Source organism: Subtercola boreus, from assembly GCF_003399645.1.
GTDB classification, from domain to species: Bacteria; Actinomycetota; Actinomycetes; order Actinomycetales; family Microbacteriaceae; genus Subtercola; species Subtercola boreus_A.
The window spans coordinates 162,505-181,358 of record NZ_NBXD01000030.1 but is presented as its reverse complement, the minus strand read 5'-3'; the positions used below and the strand labels follow the sequence as shown (position 1 = coordinate 181,358).

General features: G+C 68.5%; 18 protein-coding genes. 15 read left to right on the top strand and 3 right to left on the bottom strand.

Annotated elements, in window-relative coordinates; translation table 11 throughout:
- Window positions 1-69: 69 nt before the first annotated feature.
- Together B7R24_RS15485 and B7R24_RS15480 are read left to right on the top strand one after the other, a co-directional pair.
- Window positions 70-1,113 carry a hypothetical protein gene (locus B7R24_RS15485; RefSeq protein ID WP_116419855.1) on the top strand — a complete coding sequence of 348 codons (1,044 nt, stop codon included), beginning with the start codon at window positions 70-72 and terminating at the stop codon, window positions 1,111-1,113.
- 119 nt (window positions 1,114-1,232) lie between these two features.
- The gene (locus tag B7R24_RS15480; protein WP_116419854.1) at window positions 1,233-1,991 is read left to right on the top strand and encodes an HAD-IA family hydrolase; all 759 of its coding nucleotides are present in this window, start codon (window positions 1,233-1,235) and stop codon (window positions 1,989-1,991) included.
- A 32-nt stretch (window positions 1,992-2,023) separates the two neighbouring features.
- Here the strand turns inward: B7R24_RS15480 and idi are convergent, their stop codons facing one another.
- Complete coding sequence (gene idi, locus B7R24_RS15475; protein WP_116419853.1) at window positions 2,024-2,581, bottom strand: isopentenyl-diphosphate Delta-isomerase; 558 nt, start codon at window positions 2,579-2,581, stop codon at window positions 2,024-2,026.
- A gap of 37 nt (window positions 2,582-2,618) precedes the next feature.
- Here idi and B7R24_RS15470 point away from each other — a divergent pair, with 37 nt between their 5' ends.
- From B7R24_RS15470 to B7R24_RS15445, 6 genes are read left to right on the top strand one after another with little or no spacing between them, the layout of a single operon-like run.
- Complete coding sequence (locus B7R24_RS15470; protein WP_253259495.1) at window positions 2,619-3,689, top strand: polyprenyl synthetase family protein; 1,071 nt, start codon at window positions 2,619-2,621, stop codon at window positions 3,687-3,689.
- Complete coding sequence (locus B7R24_RS15465) at window positions 3,686-4,690, top strand: phytoene/squalene synthase family protein (protein ID WP_116419852.1); 1,005 nt, start codon at window positions 3,686-3,688, stop codon at window positions 4,688-4,690. The genes B7R24_RS15470 and B7R24_RS15465 overlap by 4 nt, the downstream gene beginning before the upstream one ends.
- Window positions 4,687-6,711 (top strand): phytoene desaturase family protein, encoded by a 2,025-nt coding sequence (gene crtI, locus B7R24_RS18180; protein WP_253259494.1) that lies wholly within the window; start codon window positions 4,687-4,689, stop codon window positions 6,709-6,711. The genes B7R24_RS15465 and crtI overlap by 4 nt, the downstream gene beginning before the upstream one ends.
- Window positions 6,712-6,742: 31 nt before the next feature.
- The gene (locus B7R24_RS15455; protein WP_116419851.1) at window positions 6,743-7,114 is read left to right on the top strand and encodes a lycopene cyclase domain-containing protein; all 372 of its coding nucleotides are present in this window, start codon (window positions 6,743-6,745) and stop codon (window positions 7,112-7,114) included.
- Window positions 7,111-7,521 carry a lycopene cyclase domain-containing protein gene (locus B7R24_RS15450; protein ID WP_253259493.1) on the top strand — a complete coding sequence of 137 codons (411 nt, stop codon included), beginning with the start codon at window positions 7,111-7,113 and terminating at the stop codon, window positions 7,519-7,521. The genes B7R24_RS15455 and B7R24_RS15450 overlap by 4 nt, the downstream gene beginning before the upstream one ends.
- Window positions 7,518-8,384: a prenyltransferase gene (locus B7R24_RS15445; RefSeq protein ID WP_116419850.1), complete on the top strand. Its 867-nt coding sequence runs from the start codon at window positions 7,518-7,520 to the stop codon at window positions 8,382-8,384. Before B7R24_RS15450 ends, B7R24_RS15445 begins: the two co-directional genes overlap by 4 nt.
- A 21-nt stretch (window positions 8,385-8,405) precedes the next feature.
- Here the strand turns inward: B7R24_RS15445 and B7R24_RS15440 are convergent, their stop codons facing one another.
- Together B7R24_RS15440 and B7R24_RS15435 are read right to left on the bottom strand one after the other, a co-directional pair.
- Window positions 8,406-9,776 carry an MFS transporter gene (locus tag B7R24_RS15440; RefSeq protein ID WP_116419849.1) on the bottom strand — a complete coding sequence of 457 codons (1,371 nt, stop codon included), beginning with the start codon at window positions 9,774-9,776 and terminating at the stop codon, window positions 8,406-8,408.
- 15 nt (window positions 9,777-9,791) lie between these two features.
- Window positions 9,792-10,559, bottom strand: coding sequence for a FadR/GntR family transcriptional regulator (locus B7R24_RS15435; RefSeq protein WP_116419848.1), 768 nt, complete (start codon window positions 10,557-10,559; stop codon window positions 9,792-9,794).
- A gap of 122 nt (window positions 10,560-10,681) precedes the next feature.
- Here B7R24_RS15435 and B7R24_RS15430 point away from each other — a divergent pair, with 122 nt between their 5' ends.
- The 7 genes from B7R24_RS15430 to dnaK all read left to right on the top strand — a co-directional run bounded on the left by B7R24_RS15430 (window position 10,682) and on the right by dnaK (window position 18,853).
- Window positions 10,682-12,463, top strand: a complete 1,782-nt coding sequence (locus B7R24_RS15430) for a dihydroxyacetone kinase family protein (protein ID WP_116419847.1) — start codon at window positions 10,682-10,684, stop codon at window positions 12,461-12,463.
- On the top strand, window positions 12,460-12,930 hold the full coding sequence (locus tag B7R24_RS15425) for a ribose-5-phosphate isomerase (protein ID WP_116419846.1): 471 nt from the start codon (window positions 12,460-12,462) through the stop codon (window positions 12,928-12,930). Before B7R24_RS15430 ends, B7R24_RS15425 begins: the two co-directional genes overlap by 4 nt.
- Before the next feature lie 22 nt (window positions 12,931-12,952).
- Window positions 12,953-13,750 carry a sugar phosphate isomerase/epimerase family protein gene (locus B7R24_RS15420; RefSeq protein ID WP_116419845.1) on the top strand — a complete coding sequence of 266 codons (798 nt, stop codon included), beginning with the start codon at window positions 12,953-12,955 and terminating at the stop codon, window positions 13,748-13,750.
- A complete protein-coding gene (locus tag B7R24_RS15415; protein WP_116419844.1) occupies window positions 13,747-14,610 on the top strand; it encodes a phosphogluconate dehydrogenase C-terminal domain-containing protein in 864 nt (287 codons plus the stop codon). The genes B7R24_RS15420 and B7R24_RS15415 overlap by 4 nt, the downstream gene beginning before the upstream one ends.
- Window positions 14,611-14,620: 10 nt before the next feature.
- Window positions 14,621-16,012 carry an MFS transporter gene (locus B7R24_RS15410; RefSeq protein WP_437123535.1) on the top strand — a complete coding sequence of 464 codons (1,392 nt, stop codon included), beginning with the start codon at window positions 14,621-14,623 and terminating at the stop codon, window positions 16,010-16,012.
- Between the two features lie 49 nt (window positions 16,013-16,061).
- Entirely contained in the window at window positions 16,062-16,841 is a 780-nt protein-coding gene (locus B7R24_RS15405; RefSeq protein ID WP_116419843.1) for a triose-phosphate isomerase family protein, read from the top strand.
- Between the two features lie 140 nt (window positions 16,842-16,981).
- The gene (gene dnaK, locus B7R24_RS15400) at window positions 16,982-18,853 is read left to right on the top strand and encodes a molecular chaperone DnaK (protein ID WP_116419842.1); all 1,872 of its coding nucleotides are present in this window, start codon (window positions 16,982-16,984) and stop codon (window positions 18,851-18,853) included.
- Window position 18,854: the final 1 nt, after the last annotated feature.

Below are 18,854 nucleotides of genomic sequence, written 5' to 3'. Positions count from 1 at the left end.
TCGTGACGGGCGCGGTGGCGCGGCGTAGCTCGGCAGGCGAAGATGGGAGCACGACGAGCGGAGGGCCGAGTGAGCGACTGGTACGCGCGCTTCGAGCGCGATGCGGCGTTCCGGGAGGCCGTGGCCGAAGCGTACGCAGGGCGCCACGACGTCGGTGACGCGCTGTGGTGGCTCGAGCATCCGGAGCTGGATGCACCGAGTGGCACGGCCTCCCCCCTCGCCCCGCTCGCCGGTCTGCAGCGCGCCGCCTACGGCCGGCCCGACGCGGGTGGGTCGGCGGTTCGAGGAGAGGCGGGCGGCGCGGGCGGCAGGGTACCGGGCGAGGCCGGCGGCGCGGGGGAGCGCGAGGGCCGGGCGCTGGAGGTGCTCCAGGCGTTCGAGGCCATGATCGAACGTGACCGCCGGGACACGCTCGAGGCGGTCGATGCGGCGGTTCCGGATGCCCGACCGGAGCACGGGCGGAGGCGGACGTTCGTCGTGGCCGGCGCCATCGTGGCCGCGGTCTGCCTGGCCGGCGGACTCGCTTTAGCGGCCGCGGCGGTCTTCGGTGGGGGAGCGGGGCCCGGGTCGTCGTCGGCCGGGTCGGCGAGCCAGGGGGAGGCCGGTTCCACCAGTGCCCCCGACCGCTCCGGTACGTCGTACGGCACCGCCGGGGAGAACGGCGCCGCAGACAGTTCGACGGCCGCCGCTGCGCCGGCTCTGACTGCCTCCCCGTTCCCGAATTTTCCACCCGGCATCGGTGCCGACTCGTATGCGGCGATCTTCTCGCAGCCTCAGTCGGCGGCAGATCTCCCGCCTGAGCCGCTGCCGGTCGATCTGCGGCCGGCATCCTTTCGTTCCCTGAGTAGCGGCCAGTACACCGCGGGCGCGGTCTACGCGGCCGTGAACACGGCGAACGAAGTGTGCCTCGTGGTTTACGGCAACGCCACGGACTACGGCACGACCTGCGCGAACGTCGCTGTCGTCGCAGCCCGCGGGCTTCAGGTCTCTCTCACGACGACCGACCATCGCGACCAGACGGGCCTGCTCGTTCCGGCTGTCGCGCTCTCGGCGCGCTGGGAACCCGACGGGAACTTCACCCTCGACCAGTCGACCCCCTACGACCGCGACTGAGTGCAGCCCCGGCCGCCCGCGCCGACCCGGCCCGCGACCCGGATGGCCTCCCGTGCGGACGCGCCCCCCTGCCGCCCCGCCCCGCGCGCTGGCCGCTACGCTCGACGGGGAGGAACCCGATGACCCAGCCCCACCCCAGCGACACCCACCACCCCACCGAGGCGGTCCGCGCCCCACGCGTCCCGGCCCCGCACGACCCGGCCCCACGCGACCCCGCCCCACGCGACCCGGCCACCAGCATCCGGCACCGCGTCTTCAGCGCCGCGCTCTTCGACATGGACGGTACCCTCATCGACTCCACCCCCGCCGTCGACCGCTCATGGACCACCTGGGGCCGCGAGTACGGCCTCGACCCTGCGTTCCGGGAGGGCATGCACGGCAAGCCCGCCCTCGGTCTCGTCGCCGCGGTCATCGCGCCAGAGCACGTCGACGAGGCGTTCGCGCGCATCCTCGAACTCGAGCTCGTCGACCTCGACGGCGTCACCCCGCTCGGCGGTGCTGCCGAACTCCTCGGCAGCCTGCCCGACCCGCGCCGCGCGATCGTCACCTCGTGCACGCGCGATCTGGCTCGGGTACGACTGGCGGCCTCGGGCATCCCTGCGCCCGCCACCGTCGTCACAATCGACGACACCCCGCTGGGGAAGCCCAATCCCGACCCGTTCCTGGAGGGCGCCCGGCGTCTCGGCGTCGATCCGCGCGACTGTCTGGTGTTCGAAGACGCCCCCGCGGGGCTCGCCGCAGGCCGGGCTGCCGGATGCACGACCATCGGTGTCGTCGGAACCCACTCCGCGTCAGAACTCGATGCCGACCTCGTGGTCGACAGCCTCGCCGACGTGCGCTTCATCCCTGTCGAGGGTGGATTCCGCATCCAGGTCTGACCACGCCATCCCCGCTCGTCTCGCGAAGGGGCTCAGGCCGCGAGCTCGGCGCGGGCCGCCATGAGCGAGGGGAGCTGCAGCGTCAGCCACGGGCTGAACGCCCACGGCGTCGCCTCGATGGAGGCCAGCAGCGCGGACGGCTCGCACCACTGAACCTCGACTACTTCGTCGGTACTGAACTGCAGATCATCCGGAGCCTCCAGCACCGCCGAGTACACCGGGCAGATCTCGTACTCGACGATGCCCGACGCGTCGACCGCTCGGTAGCGGAAGTCGGGCAGCGCCACCTCGACCTTCGTGAGCGCGCCCGACCCCAGTCCGAGCTCATCGAGCGCGCGGCGTTCCAGCGCGCCCTCGAACGATTCACCGGGTGCGGGATGCCCGCAGAACGAGTTCGTCCAGACCCCGGGCCACGTGCGCTTCGACAGTGCGCGGCGCGTCACGAGAACGCGGCCCGTGACGTCGAACACGTGGCAGGAGAACGCGAGGTGCAGGGGAGTGTCGGCCGTGTGCACGGTCGCCTTGGGAGCGACTCCGATCGGTATTCCGGCGTCGGACAGTAGCACGACCTGCTCATCTGAGACAGCCATAGCGCCCTCTTCTCACTGGGTGGGTTACTCTCAAAAGGTGGACCCACACGACCTCGTGGTGGCAAGCACCCGCCGACAGAAACATGTCGACGACGTGCTCGACCGCTTCTTCAGCCTAGCCAAGAACCGCGCCTCGGCTATCGGGCCCCGGTATGTCACGCTGTGGCAGACCCTCGAGCGCAACACGGCCGGCGGCAAACGCTTTCGGCCGGGCATGGTCATGGGCGCCTACGAGTCGCTCGGCGGCACCGATTCCGAGGCAGCGGCCCACATCGGTGCGGCCTTCGAGCTGCTGCACACGGCACTGATCGTGCACGACGACGTCATCGACCGCGACTTCATCCGCCGCGGCGGCGTCAACGTGTCGGGCGTCTACCGCGACTTCGCCCAGACGGCCGGCATCCCGATTCCCGCCGCAGAGCATCGCGGCATGTCGGTGGCCGTCATTGCGGGCGACCTCGCCCTCTCGAACGCGTTCCGCATGGTCGACAAGGCCGGGGTGGGCGACGAGATGCGCCGGCGACTGCACGACATCTTCGACGAGGCACTCTTCGCCTCGGCCGCCGGTGAGCTGTTCGACGTCGACTTCTCGCAGCGCGAGGCCATCCCGACGGTCGAGGAGATCGTCGACATGGAGCGCCTCAAGACCGCCGTCTACTCGTTCGAGAGTCCCTGCGAGGCGGGAGCCGTGCTCGCCGGCGCGAGCGACGAGGCGGTTCGCGCCCTTGCCTCGTTCGGGCGCAACATCGGCATCGCCTACCAGATCGTGGATGATCTCCTCGGCGTCTTCGGCGACGAGGAGTCGACCGGCAAGACGACCATCGGCGACCTCCGGGAGGGCAAGCGCACGGTTCTGATCGCCTACGCCTCGGCCTGCCCCGAATGGAGCGAGATCTCCCGCTGGGTCGGGCTGCCCGACCTGACCCGCGAGCAGGCGGCCGTCGTCCGCTCGCAGCTCGAGAGTTGCGGGGCCCGCGCCTACGCCGAAGACCTCGCGCACGAATTCGCGAACCGGGCGATCGAGGAGCTGGCTTCGGATGCTCTGCCTGACGCCACGCGCATCGAGTTCCAGCCCGTGATCGAGGCCGTGCTGCGGCGGGTGCGATGACCACCGCCGACCTCGAGCGCGCACGGCGCCTGTACGACAGGGTCGCCATGGAGACCGCGGCCATCGTGATCCGCCGGTACTCGACGTCGTTCGGGCTCGCGTCACGGCTGCTGTCGGCGCCCATCCGGCGGCACGTCGACAACATCTACGCTCTGGTTCGGCTCGCCGACGAGGTCGTCGATGGGGTGGCGGCCTCGGCCGAACTCGGCCCCGACGAGATCGCCCGCCTGCTCGACACGCTCGAGAACGAGACTCTTCAGGCGATGCGGGTCGGCTACAGCACGAACTTCGTGGTGCACGCCTTCGCGCTGACCGCCCGGCAGGTCTCGTTCGGGCCCGAGTTGGTCGTGCCGTTCTACGCTTCGATGCGGGCAGACCTCACCGCCACCGAGCACACTCCCGAATCGTTCACGGAATATGTCTACGGCTCGGCCGAGGTCGTGGGTCTGATGTGCCTCGCTGCATTCCTCGGGGGGCATACGATTCCGGATGATCGGCGGAGCGCCCTCGTCGACGGCGCCCGGCACCTCGGTGCCGCGTTCCAGAAGATCAACTTCCTGCGCGACCTGGCAGCGGACTTCGCCGGTCTCGGTCGCAGCTACTTCCCCGGGGTGAACGTCGAGACCTTCGGAGAAGAGGCGAAGCGTGGGATCCTGCTCGACATCGACAACGATCTGCGCATCGCCCGGGCGAGCCTGCCGCTGCTGCCGTCGACGTCGCGGCGTGCCGTTGCGCTGGCGCAGGGCCTGTTCGGCGAGCTGACCCGGCGTCTCTGGGAGACGCCGGCCGCCGTGTTGGCCGAGACGCGCATCCGTGTGCCGAACCCCGTGAAACTGCGCATCGCGGCCTCGGCTTCGGCCGGGCGCCTGCCGCGAGAGTACTCGGCGACGGCCTCGGCGACGGCGACGGCCTCGGCTTTCGCTTCCGCGACGCGCGGCACCGGCCCCGCGACATCCCCCCCACCATCCACCACCACCGCTACAGCCGAGGAGAACCGTTGAGTTCCGAGCACGACCGAGGGCCCAGCCAGGGCAACAGCTTCGACGACCTCGTCGACGGAGAGACCGAGGTCATCGACCGATTGCCGAAAGATTTCGTGCTGCAGAACCAGCGCGCCTCCACACAGCCTGCCGCCTCCGCCGGCCGGCCCGGAGTGGGCAAGACGGCCGTGGTGATCGGCGCCGGCATCAGTGGACTCGCCACGGCGGGACTCCTCGCACGTGAGGGCTACAGCGTGACGGTTCTCGAGAAGCAGGAGACGGTCGGCGGGCGCGCCGGGCTCTGGGAGAAAGACGGCTTCCGCTTCGACACCGGCCCGTCGTGGTACCTGATGCCGGAGGTGTTCGATCACTTCTACAAGCTGATGGGCTCGTCTGCCGACGCCGAGCTCGACCTCTCCAAGCTCGACCCCGGCTACCGGGTGCTGTTCCAGGACGAGTTCCACCCCGTCGACATCGCGGCGTCCCGGGAGGAGAACCTCGAGCTCTTCGAGTCGATGGAACCCGGCGCGGGCGTGCGCATGGCGGGGTACCTCGACTCTGCCGCCGAGACCTACGAACTCGCCAAGGAGTATTTCCTCTATTCGACGTTCGAAGACTTCCGACCGCTGGTGAAGGGGCCGGTGCTGAAGCGCTCGCCCCGCCTCGTTCGGCTGTTGCTCGAGTCGCTGAGCAGTCTCGCCGGTCGCACCGTGCGTGATCCGCGGCTGCAGCAGATCCTCGGTTACCCGGCCGTGTTCCTCGGGTCGTCGCCGTATTCCACTCCGAGCATGTACCACCTGATGAGCCATCTCGACCTCGAAGACGGTGTGCTCTACCCGCAGGGCGGCCTCGCCCGGGTGATCGAGAGCATCCGCCAGCTCGCCGAGTCGGCCGGGGTCACGATCGTCACGGGCGCTGCGGTGTCGCGCATCGTCACCACCGATGACGGGGTGGAGGCGGCCGCGCACCCGGAGCCCGCACCCGGCCCGTACGACTACGACACCACCGAGTTCGACACCAATGTGGTCGACCGCGACGAGCTGCGCCGGGTGCTCGAGGGGGAGGCCGAGAGTGCGCCCGACGCGACGTGGGCCGCCGCCCCAGCTCCCACCTCCGCGACCCCGACCGCGCCGACCCCGACCGCGCCGACCCCGGCCGCCGCCCGGGGGAGGGCCGCGGCATCCGGGGTCGCACCCGCCGACCGCACGCCTGCCCGCGTCTCGGGCGTGCAGTATCTCGACAGCACCGGCGCCGCTCACTCGATCGACGCCGATATCGTGGTCGCCGCCACCGACCTCCGCCACGTCGAGACCACCATGCTCCTCCCGGAGCTGCAGACCTACCCCGAGAAGTACTGGGCGAAGAAGACGGCCGGCCCGAGCGCCGTCCTCATCTACCTGGGCGTCTCGGGTGCGGTGCCCGAGCTCGCCCACCACACGCTGTTCTTCACCAAGTCGTGGAAGGCCGACTTCGAGAAGATCTTCGGCAGGGGCGGCGTCGTGGCCGGTCTGGCCAAGGCCGTCGGTATCGGGCGGAAGGCGACGACCTCGGTTCCGAGTCCGGCGTCGATCTACGTCTGCCGTCCCAGCGCGACCGATCCGGAGGTGGCGCCCGAGGGCAGCGAGAACCTGTTCGTGCTCGTACCGATCCCCGCCGACCCCGGTATCGGATCGGGCGGGGAAGACGGTGGCGGCGACGCCCGGGTCGAGGCGATCGCCGATGAGGCCATCGCGCAGATCGGGGAGTGGGCGGGCATCCCCGACCTCGCCTCCCGCATCACCGTGCGGCGGACCATCGGCCCCGCCGACTTCGCGAACGACCTCAACACGTGGAACGGCACCGCCCTCGGGCCGGCGCACACGCTCGCACAGAGTGCATTCTTTCGCGCGGGCAACGTGAGCAAGAAGGTCGGCGGGCTCTACTACGCGGGTGGATCCACGATCCCCGGCATCGGCCTGCCGATGTGCCTGATCAGCGCCGAACTCGTGATCAAGCGCCTGCGCGGCGACACCTCCACCACGGCCCTCCCGGAACCACTGTGACCCCCGCCACCCCGACACCGCGCAGCCGCTGATGGGCATCCTCTACCTGCTCGCGCTGCTCGTCGCCCTCACCGGGATGGTCATGCTCGACCGGCGCTTTCGCCTGTTCTTCTGGCAGGACGCCCGACGTGCCGCGATCGTGCTCGTCGTGGGCGTGCTGTTCTTCCTCGCCTGGGACGTGTCGGGTATCACCGCAGGCATCTTCTTCCGTGGCGAGACCTCGTTCATGACGGGCATCCTCGTCGGCCCCGAGTTGCCGCTGGAGGAGGTCTTCTTTCTGACCCTGCTCTGCTATCTCACGATGAACCTCTTCGAGACGGTGGGGCGGATGCTCGGCAGGGCCCGCGCGACCGACACCGGCCGGGCATCCGGCGCCGTGCGAAGCGGAGGTGGCCGCCCGTGACCTACTGGTCGCTCAATACGATCTTCCTGGTGATCGCTGTCGCGGTGGCTGTGCTCGCGCGCATGGCAAGGCGGCACCCCCGGCGGCTGCCCGTCGTGATCACCGCGCTCGTGCTGTTCGTCGTGAGTGTCGTCTTCGACAACGTCATGATCGGCATCGGCCTCGTCGGCTACGACCGCAGCCTCATCTCCGGCGCGTTCCTCGGTATCGCCCCGCTCGAGGACTTCGCCTACGTCATCGGCGCCGCCCTCCTTCTGCCGGCCCTGTGGACGCTCCTCCCTGCCCGCCGCCCCACCGAGGCACCTCACAATTCAGGCCGCAAGGCGGATGAGCCGCCACTCGAACGCGACGGCGTCCGTGGCCTGAATACGCGCACGCGCGGGGCTGAACCGGGAGCCACCCGATGAGCACCTTCAGCCAGGTCGTGCTCTCCTCCCGGCCGCTGTCGTGGATCAATACCGCCTTTCCGTTCGCGGCCGGCTACTTCCTCACCACCCGTGAGATCGACCTGACGTTCGTGTTCGGCACCCTGTACTTCCTCGTGCCGTACAACCTCGCGATGTACGGCATCAACGACGTGTTCGACTACGAATCCGACATGCGAAACCCGCGGAAGGGCGGTGTCGAGGGCGCGGTGCTCAGTCGGTCGCTGCACCGCGTGACGCTCGTCAGTGCCGCCGCGACCAATATTCCGTTCCTGGCATATCTCGTCATCGTCGGCTCGCCGCTCTCCTGGCTGGTGCTCGCGATCAGCATCTTCGCGGTGATCGCCTACAGCGCGCCGAAGCTGCGCTTCAAGGAGCGGCCGTTCGTCGACTCGCTCACCTCGAGCACCCATTTCGTGAGCCCTGCCGTCTACGGCCTCGTGCTCGCCGGTGCCACCTTCACCCCGGCGCTCTGGGCCATCCTCGCCGCGTTCTTCCTCTGGGGGATCGCCAGCCACGCCTTCGGCGCCGTACAGGACATCGTGGCCGACCGCGAGGGCGGTATCTCGTCGATCGCCACCGTGATCGGGGGGCGGCAGACCGTGCGCTTCGCCTTCTTCGCCTACGTGCTGGGCGGCATCCTGATGCTGTTCACCGGCTGGCCCGGCCCGCTCGCGAGCCTGCTGGCCCTTCCGTACGCGTTCAGCGTGCTGCCCTACTGGTCGATCACCGACCGGGATGCCGAACGGGCCAACGTGGGTTGGAGGAGGTTTCTCTACCTCAACTTCGTCTCGGGCTTTCTGGTCACGATGCTGCTCATCTGGTTCGTGCTGATCAACGGCTGACCGCCGCGGGAGGCAGCCGTGTCAGTCGGCGAGCTGCTTCTGCTTCGAGGAGACCGGGATGAGTACCAGCAGCCCGACCAGCAGCACCAGCACGATGCCGAGGATGCCCCAGTACTGCGCGCCGCCGAGGGTCACGAACAGGGCGAAGGCCGCCGGCGCGAGGAACGTCGCCGCCTTGCCGGTCGTGGCGTAGAGCCCGAAGATCTCGCCCTCCCGGCCGGCCGGGATGACCCGCCCGAGGAACGACCGGCTGGCCGACTGCGCCGGCCCGACGAACAGGCAGAGCGCCAGGCCGAAGACCCAGAACGCCGCCTGCCCGGCATCGTGCAGGAAGAAGACGGCCGACCCGCAGATGACGAGCCCGACCAGCGCCACGACGATGACGGGCTTGGGCCCGACCCGGTCGTCCAGTCGACCGACCAGCACCGTCGAGACCCCGGCGGTGACGTTCGCCGCGATCGCGAAGATGATGACCTCGCCCGGCGAGAAACCGAAGGTTCCGGCCGCCAGAACCCCGCCGAAGGTGAAGACGCCGGTCAGCCCATCACGGAACACTGCCGACGCGATCAGAAAGTACACCGTGTGGCGGTTGGTGCGCCAGAGCCCCGCGATGTCGTGCCCGAGCCGCGCGTAGGAGGCGAAGAAGCCTACCTTCGCTCGGGCCGCAGACCCGTTGGGCACCAGTTCGGGCACCGCGAGCAGTACCGGCAGCGCGAACACCCCGAACCACAGGGCGGCGATGAGCATCGACACCCGCACCGAAAGGCCGTTCGCGCTCGTCACGCCGAACAGCCCCACGTCGGGGTGGATGAAACCGAAGTAGACGATCAGCAGCAGCACGATGCCGCCGAAATACCCCATCGACCAGCCGAAAGCGCTGACCTTGCCGATGGTGCGCCTCGTCGAGACGCTCGAGAGCATGGCGTTGTAGTTCACCTCGGCGAATTGGAAGAACACCGACCCCACGGCCAGCAGTAGCAGCCCGAGCCACAGGTATTCCGGCGTCGCCTGCACGAAGAAGAGCAGCGCGATGATCAGCACGACGATGTACGTGTTCACACCGAGCCAGAGCTTGCGGTTGCCCGACGTGTCGGAGCGCTGGCCTGTCACGGGCGCCAGCAGGGCGACGACGACCCCCGCGACCCCCAGCGTCCAGCCGAGCTGGGCCGAGACGAAAGCCTCGTCGCCGAACGGGTGGTTCGTTGCGTTGCCGGTGAGGTACACCGTGAACACGAAGGTCGTGACGACCGCGTTGAAGGCGGCCCCGCCCCAGTCCCAGAGGGCCCAGGCGATGATGCGACGCCCCGGTATCACGCGGTCGTCTGCTGTGGATGCCCGTGCCGAGCCCTCGCCGCCCGAGACGGTGTCGGGCGCACCCGAAATGCCTGTCATGGGAGAACAGTACATTCAAGCGAGAAACGGCGGGTGAACCTCGTGCTTCGCGTCGAGCGTGCGCCCCAGCCGCTCCCCGGCCGTCTTCATGTGCAGGGTCATCGCCGCGCTCGCCAGTTCCGGATCGCGCACCCGCAGCGCCTCGTAGATGCGCTCGTGCTCTGCGAGGGCGCTGTCGGCGTCGGCGCTCGCCTGCAGCCCGCGCTCCACCCAGATGCGCAGCAGTGAGCGGATGCTCTGCAACAGGTCGATCAGCACCTTGTTGCCCGCACTCTTCGCGATCTCGAGGTGGAACTTCAGGTCGGCCTCGATGAACCGGGTGCGGTTCTCGCCCGCATCGTGCATGGTCTGGAGGTGCTGCTTCAGTCGGGCGAGCGATTCGTCGGAGATCGCCGCGGCCGCTATCTGCGCGGCGAACACCTCGAGGGCCCCGCGCACCTGGATGAGGTCGCGGGTGCGCGGTTCGCCGATCATCAGACCCCAGCTCAGCGTCTCGGGCAGCAGCTCCGAGGTCGTGCCGCGCAGGTATGTTCCGCTGCCCGGGCGTACGTCGACCACGCCGAGGATCTCGAGCGCCGCCAGCGCCTCGCGCACCGCCGATCGCCCGATCTGCAGGCGTGCCGCCAGTTCGCGCTCGGGGGGAAGGCGTGTGCCCACCTCGATGTCGCCGCTCATGAACAGGTCGAGCAGCCGTTTCGCCACGGCCGAGACCGCACTGCCCGTGGCGATCGACCCCAGCGCCGAGCTGATCTGCGAAGTGGGTTGGTCTGGGTAGGCCGGCATGTCGTCAGGCTATCAACGAAAGAAAGTTTCTCCGATCGCTTGCAAATTGGTCAACCGGTTGAGCTATAGTTGTGCCCAGCCACCGTCGCCCACCCCCTGCACCGCTGGAGTTGCTACCCCCCATGACACGCCTGTACAACGATCCGGCCGACTTCGCCGATGAGATGATCGACGGTTTCGTCGCCGCCAATCAGAACCAGGTCAGGCGCGTCACCGGTGGCGTCGTCCGCAGCACGAAGACCCCCGAGAACCAGGTCGCGCTCGTCATCGGCGGAGGTTCGGGCCACTACCCCGCGTTCGGCGGGCCCGTCGGGCAGGGTCTCGCCAGCGGCGCGGCCATGGGCAACCTCTTCGCCTCACCGTCGGCTCACCAGGTCGAGACCGTCGCCCGCGCAGCCCACCGGGGAGGCGGGGTGCTGCTCAGCTACGGCAACTACGCCGGTGACGTTCTACACTTCAGCCAGGCCCAGGATGCCCTCACCGCCGCCGGCGTGCCGACACGCACCGTCGTGGTGACCGATGACATCTCCAGCGCGAGTGTCGCCGAGAAGCAGAAGCGCCGTGGCATCGCCGGCGACCTGACCGTCTTCAAGTCCGCCGCCGCCGCGGCGCAAGAGGGCTACCCGCTCGACGAGGTCGTGCGGGTGGCCGAGCTCGCGAACGAGCGCACCCGCTCGTTCGGGGTCGCGTTCTCGGGCTGCAGCCTGCCCGGAGCCACCGACCCCCTCTTCACCGTTCCCGAGGGGCGGATGGCCGTGGGAATGGGCATCCACGGTGAACCCGGTATCGGCGAGACCGACGTGCCCACCGCCGACGGGTTGGCGACCCAGTTCGTCGAAGCGTTGCTCGCCGAACTCCCTGACGGCATCTCGCAGGCCGAGGGCCAGCGTGTCGGGCTCATCCTGAACGGCCTCGGAGCCGTGAAGTACGAAGAACTCTTCGTGGTCTACCGGGGCGTCGCGCGCCTGCTCGACGAGGCCGGGGTCACGATCGTCGAACCCGAGGTGGGCGAGCTCGTCACCAGCTTCGACATGGCCGGGGCCTCCCTCACCCTGTTCTGGCTCGACGACGAACTCGAGCGCTTCTGGCGGGCTCCCGCCGATACTCCGGCCTATCGCAAGGGCTCGGTGCGGGTCGCCGAACAGCTCGATGCCGCAGAGGTCGAAGCCGAGGTCGAGGTGTCCATCCCCGACGCCTCCGCCGAATCGCAGGCGGGTGCCCGGTTGGCCCAGCTGGCCCTCGAAGCGCTGCAGGCGGTCGTCACCGACAACGCCGACGAGCTCGGTCGCATCGACGCCGTGGCGGGTGATGGTGACCACGGCATCGGGATGCTGCGGGGCTCGCGTGCCGCGACCGCCGCAGCCCTCACGGTGCTCGAAGCCGGTGCGGGGGCCGAGACCCTGCTCCGGCGTGCGGCCGATGCGTGGTCCGATCGCGCCGGCGGAACATCCGGAGCCCTCTGGGGCGTCGCGCTGACGGCCGTCGGCACCGAGCTCGGCGACACCGCGAAGCCCACCGCAGCATCTGTCGCAGCCGGTGTGCTGGCCGCGAAGAACGGCATCCTCACCTTCGGTGCCGAAGTCGGCGACAAGACGATGGTCGATGCGCTCGTTCCGTTCAGCGACGTTCTCAGCCGCGAGATAGCCGGCGGAGCATCCCTCGCCGCCGCCTGGACCCTCGCCGCCACGGCCGCCACTGAGGCCGCAGCCGCGACCGCCGCCCTGCTGCCGCGCATGGGCCGCGCCCGCCCGCACGCCGAGAAGAGCCTCGGCACCCCCGACGCCGGCGCGCACTCTCTCGCCCTCATCGTGACCGTGGTCGCCGACGTGCTCACCGCCCACTCGGCGACCGTGCCGGCCGCTGCTGCCCACCGTGACACCACCCTGCAAGGAGACCCCGCATGACCGAACCACTCCGCATCGCCCTCGGCTCCGACGACGCCGGCTTCGACTACAAGGAGATCCTGAAGAAGGATCTCGAGACCAACCCCCTCGTCGCGAGTGTCGAAGACGTCGGCGTCGATGCCGACGGCCACACCGCCTACCCGCGCGTGGCCATCGCTGCCGCTGAACTCGTGGCTTCGGGCAGGGCCGACCGCGCTCTGATCTTCTGCGGTACCGGCCTCGGCGTCGCCATCTCGGCGAACAAGGTCGCCGGCATCCGCGCCGTCACCGCCCATGACAGCTTCTCGGTCGAGCGTGCCGTGCTCAGCAACAATGCCCAGGTGCTCACCATGGGCCAGCGCGTCATCGGCATCGAGCTGGCCCGCCGCCTCGTGCGCGAGTGGCTGACCTACCGCTTCGACGAGTCGAGCGCCAGCGCGGAGAAGGTCGCCGTGCTGAGCGAGTACGAGAACACGGGCAGCTGCTGATGAGCATCCGGAAGCCTGTCTCGTGATCGGCCTCAGCACCTTTGCCTACTTCTGGCAGCTGCACGCCTCGAACCCGCGGCGGCTCGACCTCGCCGGGGTGCTCGCCGACGTGAGCGACCGCGGCGTCGGGCTGCTGCAGATCTGCGACTACGCTCCGCTGGATGAGCTGACCCCGGATGCCCTGGCCGACGTCGCGCTCCGGGCCGGCGACCTCGGGGTGGGCATCGAACTCGGCACGAAGGGCGTCTCGCCCGATCACCTGCTGCGGTACCTCGAGCTCGCGAAGACCTTCGACGCGACGCTCGTGCGCAGCATGGTCTTCTCGCCCGGGTACCGCCCCACCCTCGCCGAGGCCGAGCGCGACCTGAACGCCGTGACGCGGGCGTACGACGACGCCGGCGTGACGCTCGCGCTCGAGACATACGAACAGCTGCCGACGAACGATCTCGTCTCGCTGATCGAGGCGATCGGGCATCCGCGGGTCGGCATCTGCCTCGACCCCGCCAACACGGTCGCGCTGCTCGAGAACCCCCGCGACGTGATCGACCGCACGGCGCCTTTCGTGGCGAACGTGCATGTCAAGGACTTCGCCTTCACCCGCCGCGGCGGCTGGGTCGGTTTCACTCTGGAGGGCGCGCCGCTCGGCACCGGCCTTCTCGACTACGAGTACCTCGTCGAGACCGTGCGCCCGAACGAGCGCGGCATCAACCAGATCATCGAACACTGGCTTCCGCTGGGCGCCTCCTACGAAGAGACCGTTCGCGAAGAGAACACCTGGAACACCCACACCCTGAACCACCTGAGGAGCAGAACCATATGACGACACTCACCGACAGCCTCACCATCGCGGTCATCGGAGCCGGCGGGAAGATGGGGATGCGCGTCTCCAACAACCTCGCCAAGACCGATCACACCGTGTTCTACAGCGAGAACTCGCCGGCCGGCCAGCAGCGCACGCTCGACGCCGGCCGCACCATCACCGAGACGCCCGACGCCGTGAAAGACGCCGACGTCGTGGTGCTGGCCGTGCCCGACCTCGCCCTCGCCGCGGTCTCCGCGCTGGTCGTTCCGCTGCTGAAGCCCGGCACCGTGCTGCTGACGCTCGACCCGGCCGCCGCCTATGCGGGCCTGCTCGCCACGCGCGACGACATCGTGTTCGCTGTCGCGCATCCCTGCCACCCCTCGGTCTTCCTCGAGCGCCACACACCCGAGGAGTACGCCGACACGTTCGGAGGCATCGCGGCGCCGCAGGATGTCGTCGCCGCGATCGAGAGCGACGACGAGTCGAAGCGGGCCATCGCCGAGGCGACCATCAAGGTCATCTACGCGCCCGTCGTGGATGTGCACTGGGTCACGGTCAAGCAGCTCGCCCAGCTCGAGCCGACCCTCGTCGAGACCATCGCCTGCATGATCGGGGGGCTGCTCAAAGAGTCGCTCGACGAGGCCGTCAACACCATGGGCGTGCCCTACCCCGCTGCCCGCGCCATCCTTCTCGGCCACACCCAGGTCGCCCTGGCGAACTCGCTGAACGGCGACAACCCCTTCTCCGACGCCTGCCTGATCGCCATGGACTACGGCCGCGAGTCCATCGTGAAAGACGACTGGAAGAAGATCTTCCGCGACGACGAGCTCGACCTCGTTCTCAGCCGGATGCTGCACCTCGACACCATCGAACGTTAGGAATGACACCGTGAGCACTGTCGCCACTCCCCAACCAGAGCAGTCCGCCCTGGAGAAATCGACGATCCGCAAGGTCGCCACGCGCGTCGTGCCGTTCGTCGCGCTGATGTTCTTCATCAACTACCTCGACCGCACCGCGGTCGGTTTCGCCGCGCCGAACGGCATGAACGACGACCTCGGGCTCACTGCGGCCCAGTTCGGGTTCGCCTCGGGCGTGTTCTTCATCGGCTACATCCTGCTCGAGGTCCCCTCGAATGTGGCGCTGGTACGGTTCGGCGCGAGGCGCTGGCTCGCCCGCATCATGGTCTCGTGGGGCATCGTCGCCGCCCTGTTCACCTGGGTGCAGAACTTCGAGCAGCTCGCCATCCTGCGCTTTCTGCTCGGTGTGGCCGAGGCCGGGTTCTTCCCGGGCGCCATCCTCTTTCTGAGCCTCTGGGTGCCGTCGCAGCACCGCTCGAAGATCCTCGCTCTGTTCTACCTGGCGCAGCCGCTCACCAGTGTCGTGGGTGCCCCGCTCGCCGGAGTGCTGCTGCAGACCCACGGCGTGTTCGGCCTCGAGGGCTGGCGCTTCATGTACCTCGTCGTCGCCATCCCGGCCATCATCGTGGGCATCATCGCGTGGTTCTACCTCACCAGCCCGAAAGAGGCGAAGTGGTTGACGGGCCCTGAGCGCACCTGGCTGCTCACGGCTCTCGATGACGAGAACGTCGTCAAGGAGAAGACCGAGGCCATCAAGATCCAGGCGGGAGGCAAGAAGTCGAGCACATTCAGCGCACTGCGCACCGGACGGGTCTGGATGCTCGCCTTCATCTACTTCGGCTTCATCTACGGCCTCTACGCCCTGGCCTTCTTCCTGCCCACGATCATCGACGGCTTCCAGGCCACGGCGGGCGTCAAGTTCGACTTCATCCAGAAGGGGCTCATCACGGCGATCCCGTATGTGCCGGCCGCGATCGTGCTGTGGCTCTGGTCGAGGGACGCGACGCGCCGGGGAGTGAAGACGTGGCACATCGCCGTTCCCGCGCTCGTGGGTGGTGTGAGCATCCCGCTCGCCCTGCTCGCCGGTTCGCCGGTGGCGACCATCGCCATCATCACCGTGACCGCCTGCGCGATCTTCGCGGCCCTGCCGAACTTCTGGACGGTGCCGACCCAGTTCCTCACGGGTGTCGCTGCGGCGGCCGGTATCGCGCTGATCAACACGATCGGCAACCTCGCCGGGTTCAGCGCCCCGTTCATCACGGGTGCGTTGAAGGACTGGACGGGCAGCTACGTCGTTCCGATGTTCGTCGTCGGCGCGTTCATGCTTCTGTCGGCCCTGCTGATGGTCGTCCTCGCCCGTCGCACCGAACGCGTCGACGCGTCGGGTGTCGACGCCGCGTCGTTCGGCGCGGGCGTGCACTAGCAGCAGGTCCTCCGACCCAGGCCCTTCGAAAAGACGCGAGAATCGATCCATGACGAACACCGGGCCCGCCCTCACCATCGGCGTCAGTACGAAGATGTACTTCTCTTTCGCGAGAACCATCGAGTACGCCGAAGCGATGGCGGGCCTGGCCTCGTCGCATCCGGCCGTCACCGACGGGACGGTCGAGCTCTTCGTCATCCCGTCGTACCCCACGCTTCCCGAGGTGGTGCGCATGCTTTCGGGCACGCCGGTGCGCATCGGGGCACAGGATGTCGCGACCGACGACAGCGGAGCGTTCACCGGTGAGGTCAGCGCCCCGATGCTCGCGGAGATCGGCTGCACGCTGGCAGAGGTCGGGCACGCCGAACGCCGTCGCCTGTTCGGTGAGACCGAGGAGGTGACAGCTGCGAAGACGCAGGCCGCCCTCCGCAACGGCATCACGCCGGTGCTCTGCCTGGGTGAGGCGGTCGAGGGCACGGCTCCGGATGCTGCGGCCGAGGTCATCCGCCAGCTCGACAGTGCCCTGCAGGGCACTCCTCGTGGAAGTGCGGTCATCGTCGCCTACGAGCCGCACTGGGCGATCGGAGCTGCCCAGCCTGCGCCCGCTGGCCACATCGTCGCCGTCTGCCGGGCGCTCCGCGACCATCTCGACGCCGACGAGCGCCTCGACGACGGCAGGGTCATCTACGGGGGCAGCGCCGGCCCCGGGCTGCTCACCACCCTCGGCCGGGCGGTCGACGGCATCTTCCTCGGCCGCTTCGCCCACGACCCCGCCGCTCTCGGCGTGATCCTCGACGAGGCTGCTTCCCTGCACCAACCTGAGAGTTGAGCCGGATCGACTCAGGTTTTGCTGATCCGACTTGACACCGAAAGGGCCTTCTGTAAACTTGAGGCTAAGAGACTCAACTCTGAACGGGTTGTCTCGCAGAACTTGAGAACCGGCCGCGAGGCCAAGAAGGAGTAAAGCACATGGCTCGTGCAGTAGGTATCGACCTCGGAACCACCAACTCTGTTGTCTCCGTGCTCGAAGGTGGCGAACCCACCGTCATCGCGAACGCCGAAGGCTTCCGCACCACGCCGTCGATCGTGGCGTACACCAAAGACGGCGAGGTGCTCGTCGGTGAGACCGCGAAGCGCCAGGCTGTCACGAACGTCGACCGCACCATCTCCAGTGTGAAGCGCCACATCGGCACCGACTGGAGTGTCGCCGTCGACGACAAGAAGTACACCCCCCAGGAGATCTCGGCGCGCATCCTCGCGAAGCTGAAGCGCGACGCCGAGTCGTACCTCGGTGACAAGGTCACCGACGCGGTCATCACCGTTCCGGCCTATTTCAACGACGCCGAGCGCCAGGCCACGAAGGAGGCCGGCGAGATCGCGGGCCTCAACGTGCTGCGCATCATCAACGAGCCGACCGCCGCGGCGCTCGCCTACGGCCTCGACAAGGGCAAGGAAGACGAGCTCATCCTGGTCTTCGACCTCGGTGGCGGAACGTTCGACGTCTCGCTGCTCGAAGTCGGCAAAGACGATGACTTCAGCACCATCCAGGTGCGTTCGACCGCCGGTGACAACCGCCTCGGCGGCGACGACTGGGACCAGCGCGTCGTCGACTACCTCGTCAAGCGCTTCAAGGACTCGACCGGCGTCGATGTCTCCGGCGACAAGATCGCCAAGCAGCGCCTGAAGGAGGCCGCTGAGCAGGCCAAGAAGGAGCTCTCGGGTTCGCTGAGCACCACCATCCAGCTGCCCTACCTCTCGCTGACCGAGAACGGCCCCGCCAACCTCGACGAGACCCTCAGCCGGGCGAAGTTCGAAGAGCTGACCGCCGATCTGCTGGCCCGCACCGAGAAGCCGTTCCACGACGTCATCAAGGAGGCCGGTGTCTCGGTCGCCGACATCGCACACGTCGTGCTCGTCGGTGGCTCGACCCGTATGCCCGCCGTCGTCGCACTCGTCAAGAAGCTGACCGGTGGTCGCGAGCCGAACAAGGGTGTGAACCCGGATGAGGTCGTCGCCGTCGGCGCCGCCCTGCAGGCCGGCGTGCTGAAGGGCGAGCGCAAAGACGTTCTGCTCATCGACGTCACCCCGCTGTCTCTGGGTATCGAGACCAAGGGCGGCATGATGACCAAGCTCATCGAGCGCAACACGGCCATCCCCACCAAGCGCAGCGAGACCTTCACCACGGCCGACGACAACCAGCCGTCTGTCGCGATCCAGGTCTTCCAGGGCGAGCGCGAGTTCACCCGCGACAACAAGAACCTCGGAACCTTCGAGCTGACCGGTATCGCGCCGGCCCCCCGCGGCATCCCGCAGGTCGAGGTCACCTTCGACATCGATGCCAACGGCATCGTGCACGTGTCTGCGAAAGACAAGGGCACCGGCAAAGAGCAGTCGATGACCATCACGGGCGGCTCGAGCCTGTCGAAGGACGACATCGCCCGCATGGTGCGCGAGGGTGAGGAGCACGCCGCCGAAGACAAGAAGCGTCGCGAGGCTGCGGAGACCCGCAACACCAGCGAGCAGCTCGCGTACTCGATCGACAAGCTCATCAAGGACAACGAAGACAAGCTGCCCGACGATGTCAAGACCGAGGTGCAGGCCGATGTGGATGCTCTCAAGAGCGCTCTCGCCGGCGATGACGACGAGGCCGTGAAGACCGCGTTCGACAAGCTCAACGAGAGCCAGTCGAAGCTCGGCCAGGCCATCTACGCCAACACGCAGGCCGACGAGGCCGCAGCATCCGCCGCGGCCGAGGAACCCGCACCCGCCGAGGGCGCGTCTGACGAAGACATCGTCGACGCAGAGGTTGTCGACGACGAAGAGTCGAAAGAGCAGAAGTAAT

Bases quoted from the DNA above. Each gene is read 5' to 3' on its own strand.
- B7R24_RS15480 (WP_116419854.1), top strand. From the start codon at position 1,233: ATGACCCAGCCCCACCCCAGCGACACCCACCACCCCACCGAGGCGGTC.
- idi (WP_116419853.1), bottom strand. From the start codon at position 2,581: ATGGCTGTCTCAGATGAGCAGGTCGTGCTACTGTCCGACGCCGGAATA.
- B7R24_RS15465 (WP_116419852.1), top strand. From the start codon at position 3,686: ATGACCACCGCCGACCTCGAGCGCGCACGGCGCCTGTACGACAGGGTC.
- B7R24_RS15455 (WP_116419851.1), top strand. From the start codon at position 6,743: ATGGGCATCCTCTACCTGCTCGCGCTGCTCGTCGCCCTCACCGGGATG.
- B7R24_RS15445 (WP_116419850.1), top strand. From the start codon at position 7,518: ATGAGCACCTTCAGCCAGGTCGTGCTCTCCTCCCGGCCGCTGTCGTGG.
- B7R24_RS15440 (WP_116419849.1), bottom strand. From the start codon at position 9,776: ATGACAGGCATTTCGGGTGCGCCCGACACCGTCTCGGGCGGCGAGGGC.
- B7R24_RS15435 (WP_116419848.1), bottom strand. From the start codon at position 10,559: ATGCCGGCCTACCCAGACCAACCCACTTCGCAGATCAGCTCGGCGCTG.
- B7R24_RS15430 (WP_116419847.1), top strand. From the start codon at position 10,682: ATGACACGCCTGTACAACGATCCGGCCGACTTCGCCGATGAGATGATC.
- B7R24_RS15425 (WP_116419846.1), top strand. From the start codon at position 12,460: ATGACCGAACCACTCCGCATCGCCCTCGGCTCCGACGACGCCGGCTTC.
- B7R24_RS15415 (WP_116419844.1), top strand. From the start codon at position 13,747: ATGACGACACTCACCGACAGCCTCACCATCGCGGTCATCGGAGCCGGC.
- B7R24_RS15405 (WP_116419843.1), top strand. From the start codon at position 16,062: ATGACGAACACCGGGCCCGCCCTCACCATCGGCGTCAGTACGAAGATG.
- dnaK (WP_116419842.1), top strand. From the start codon at position 16,982: ATGGCTCGTGCAGTAGGTATCGACCTCGGAACCACCAACTCTGTTGTC.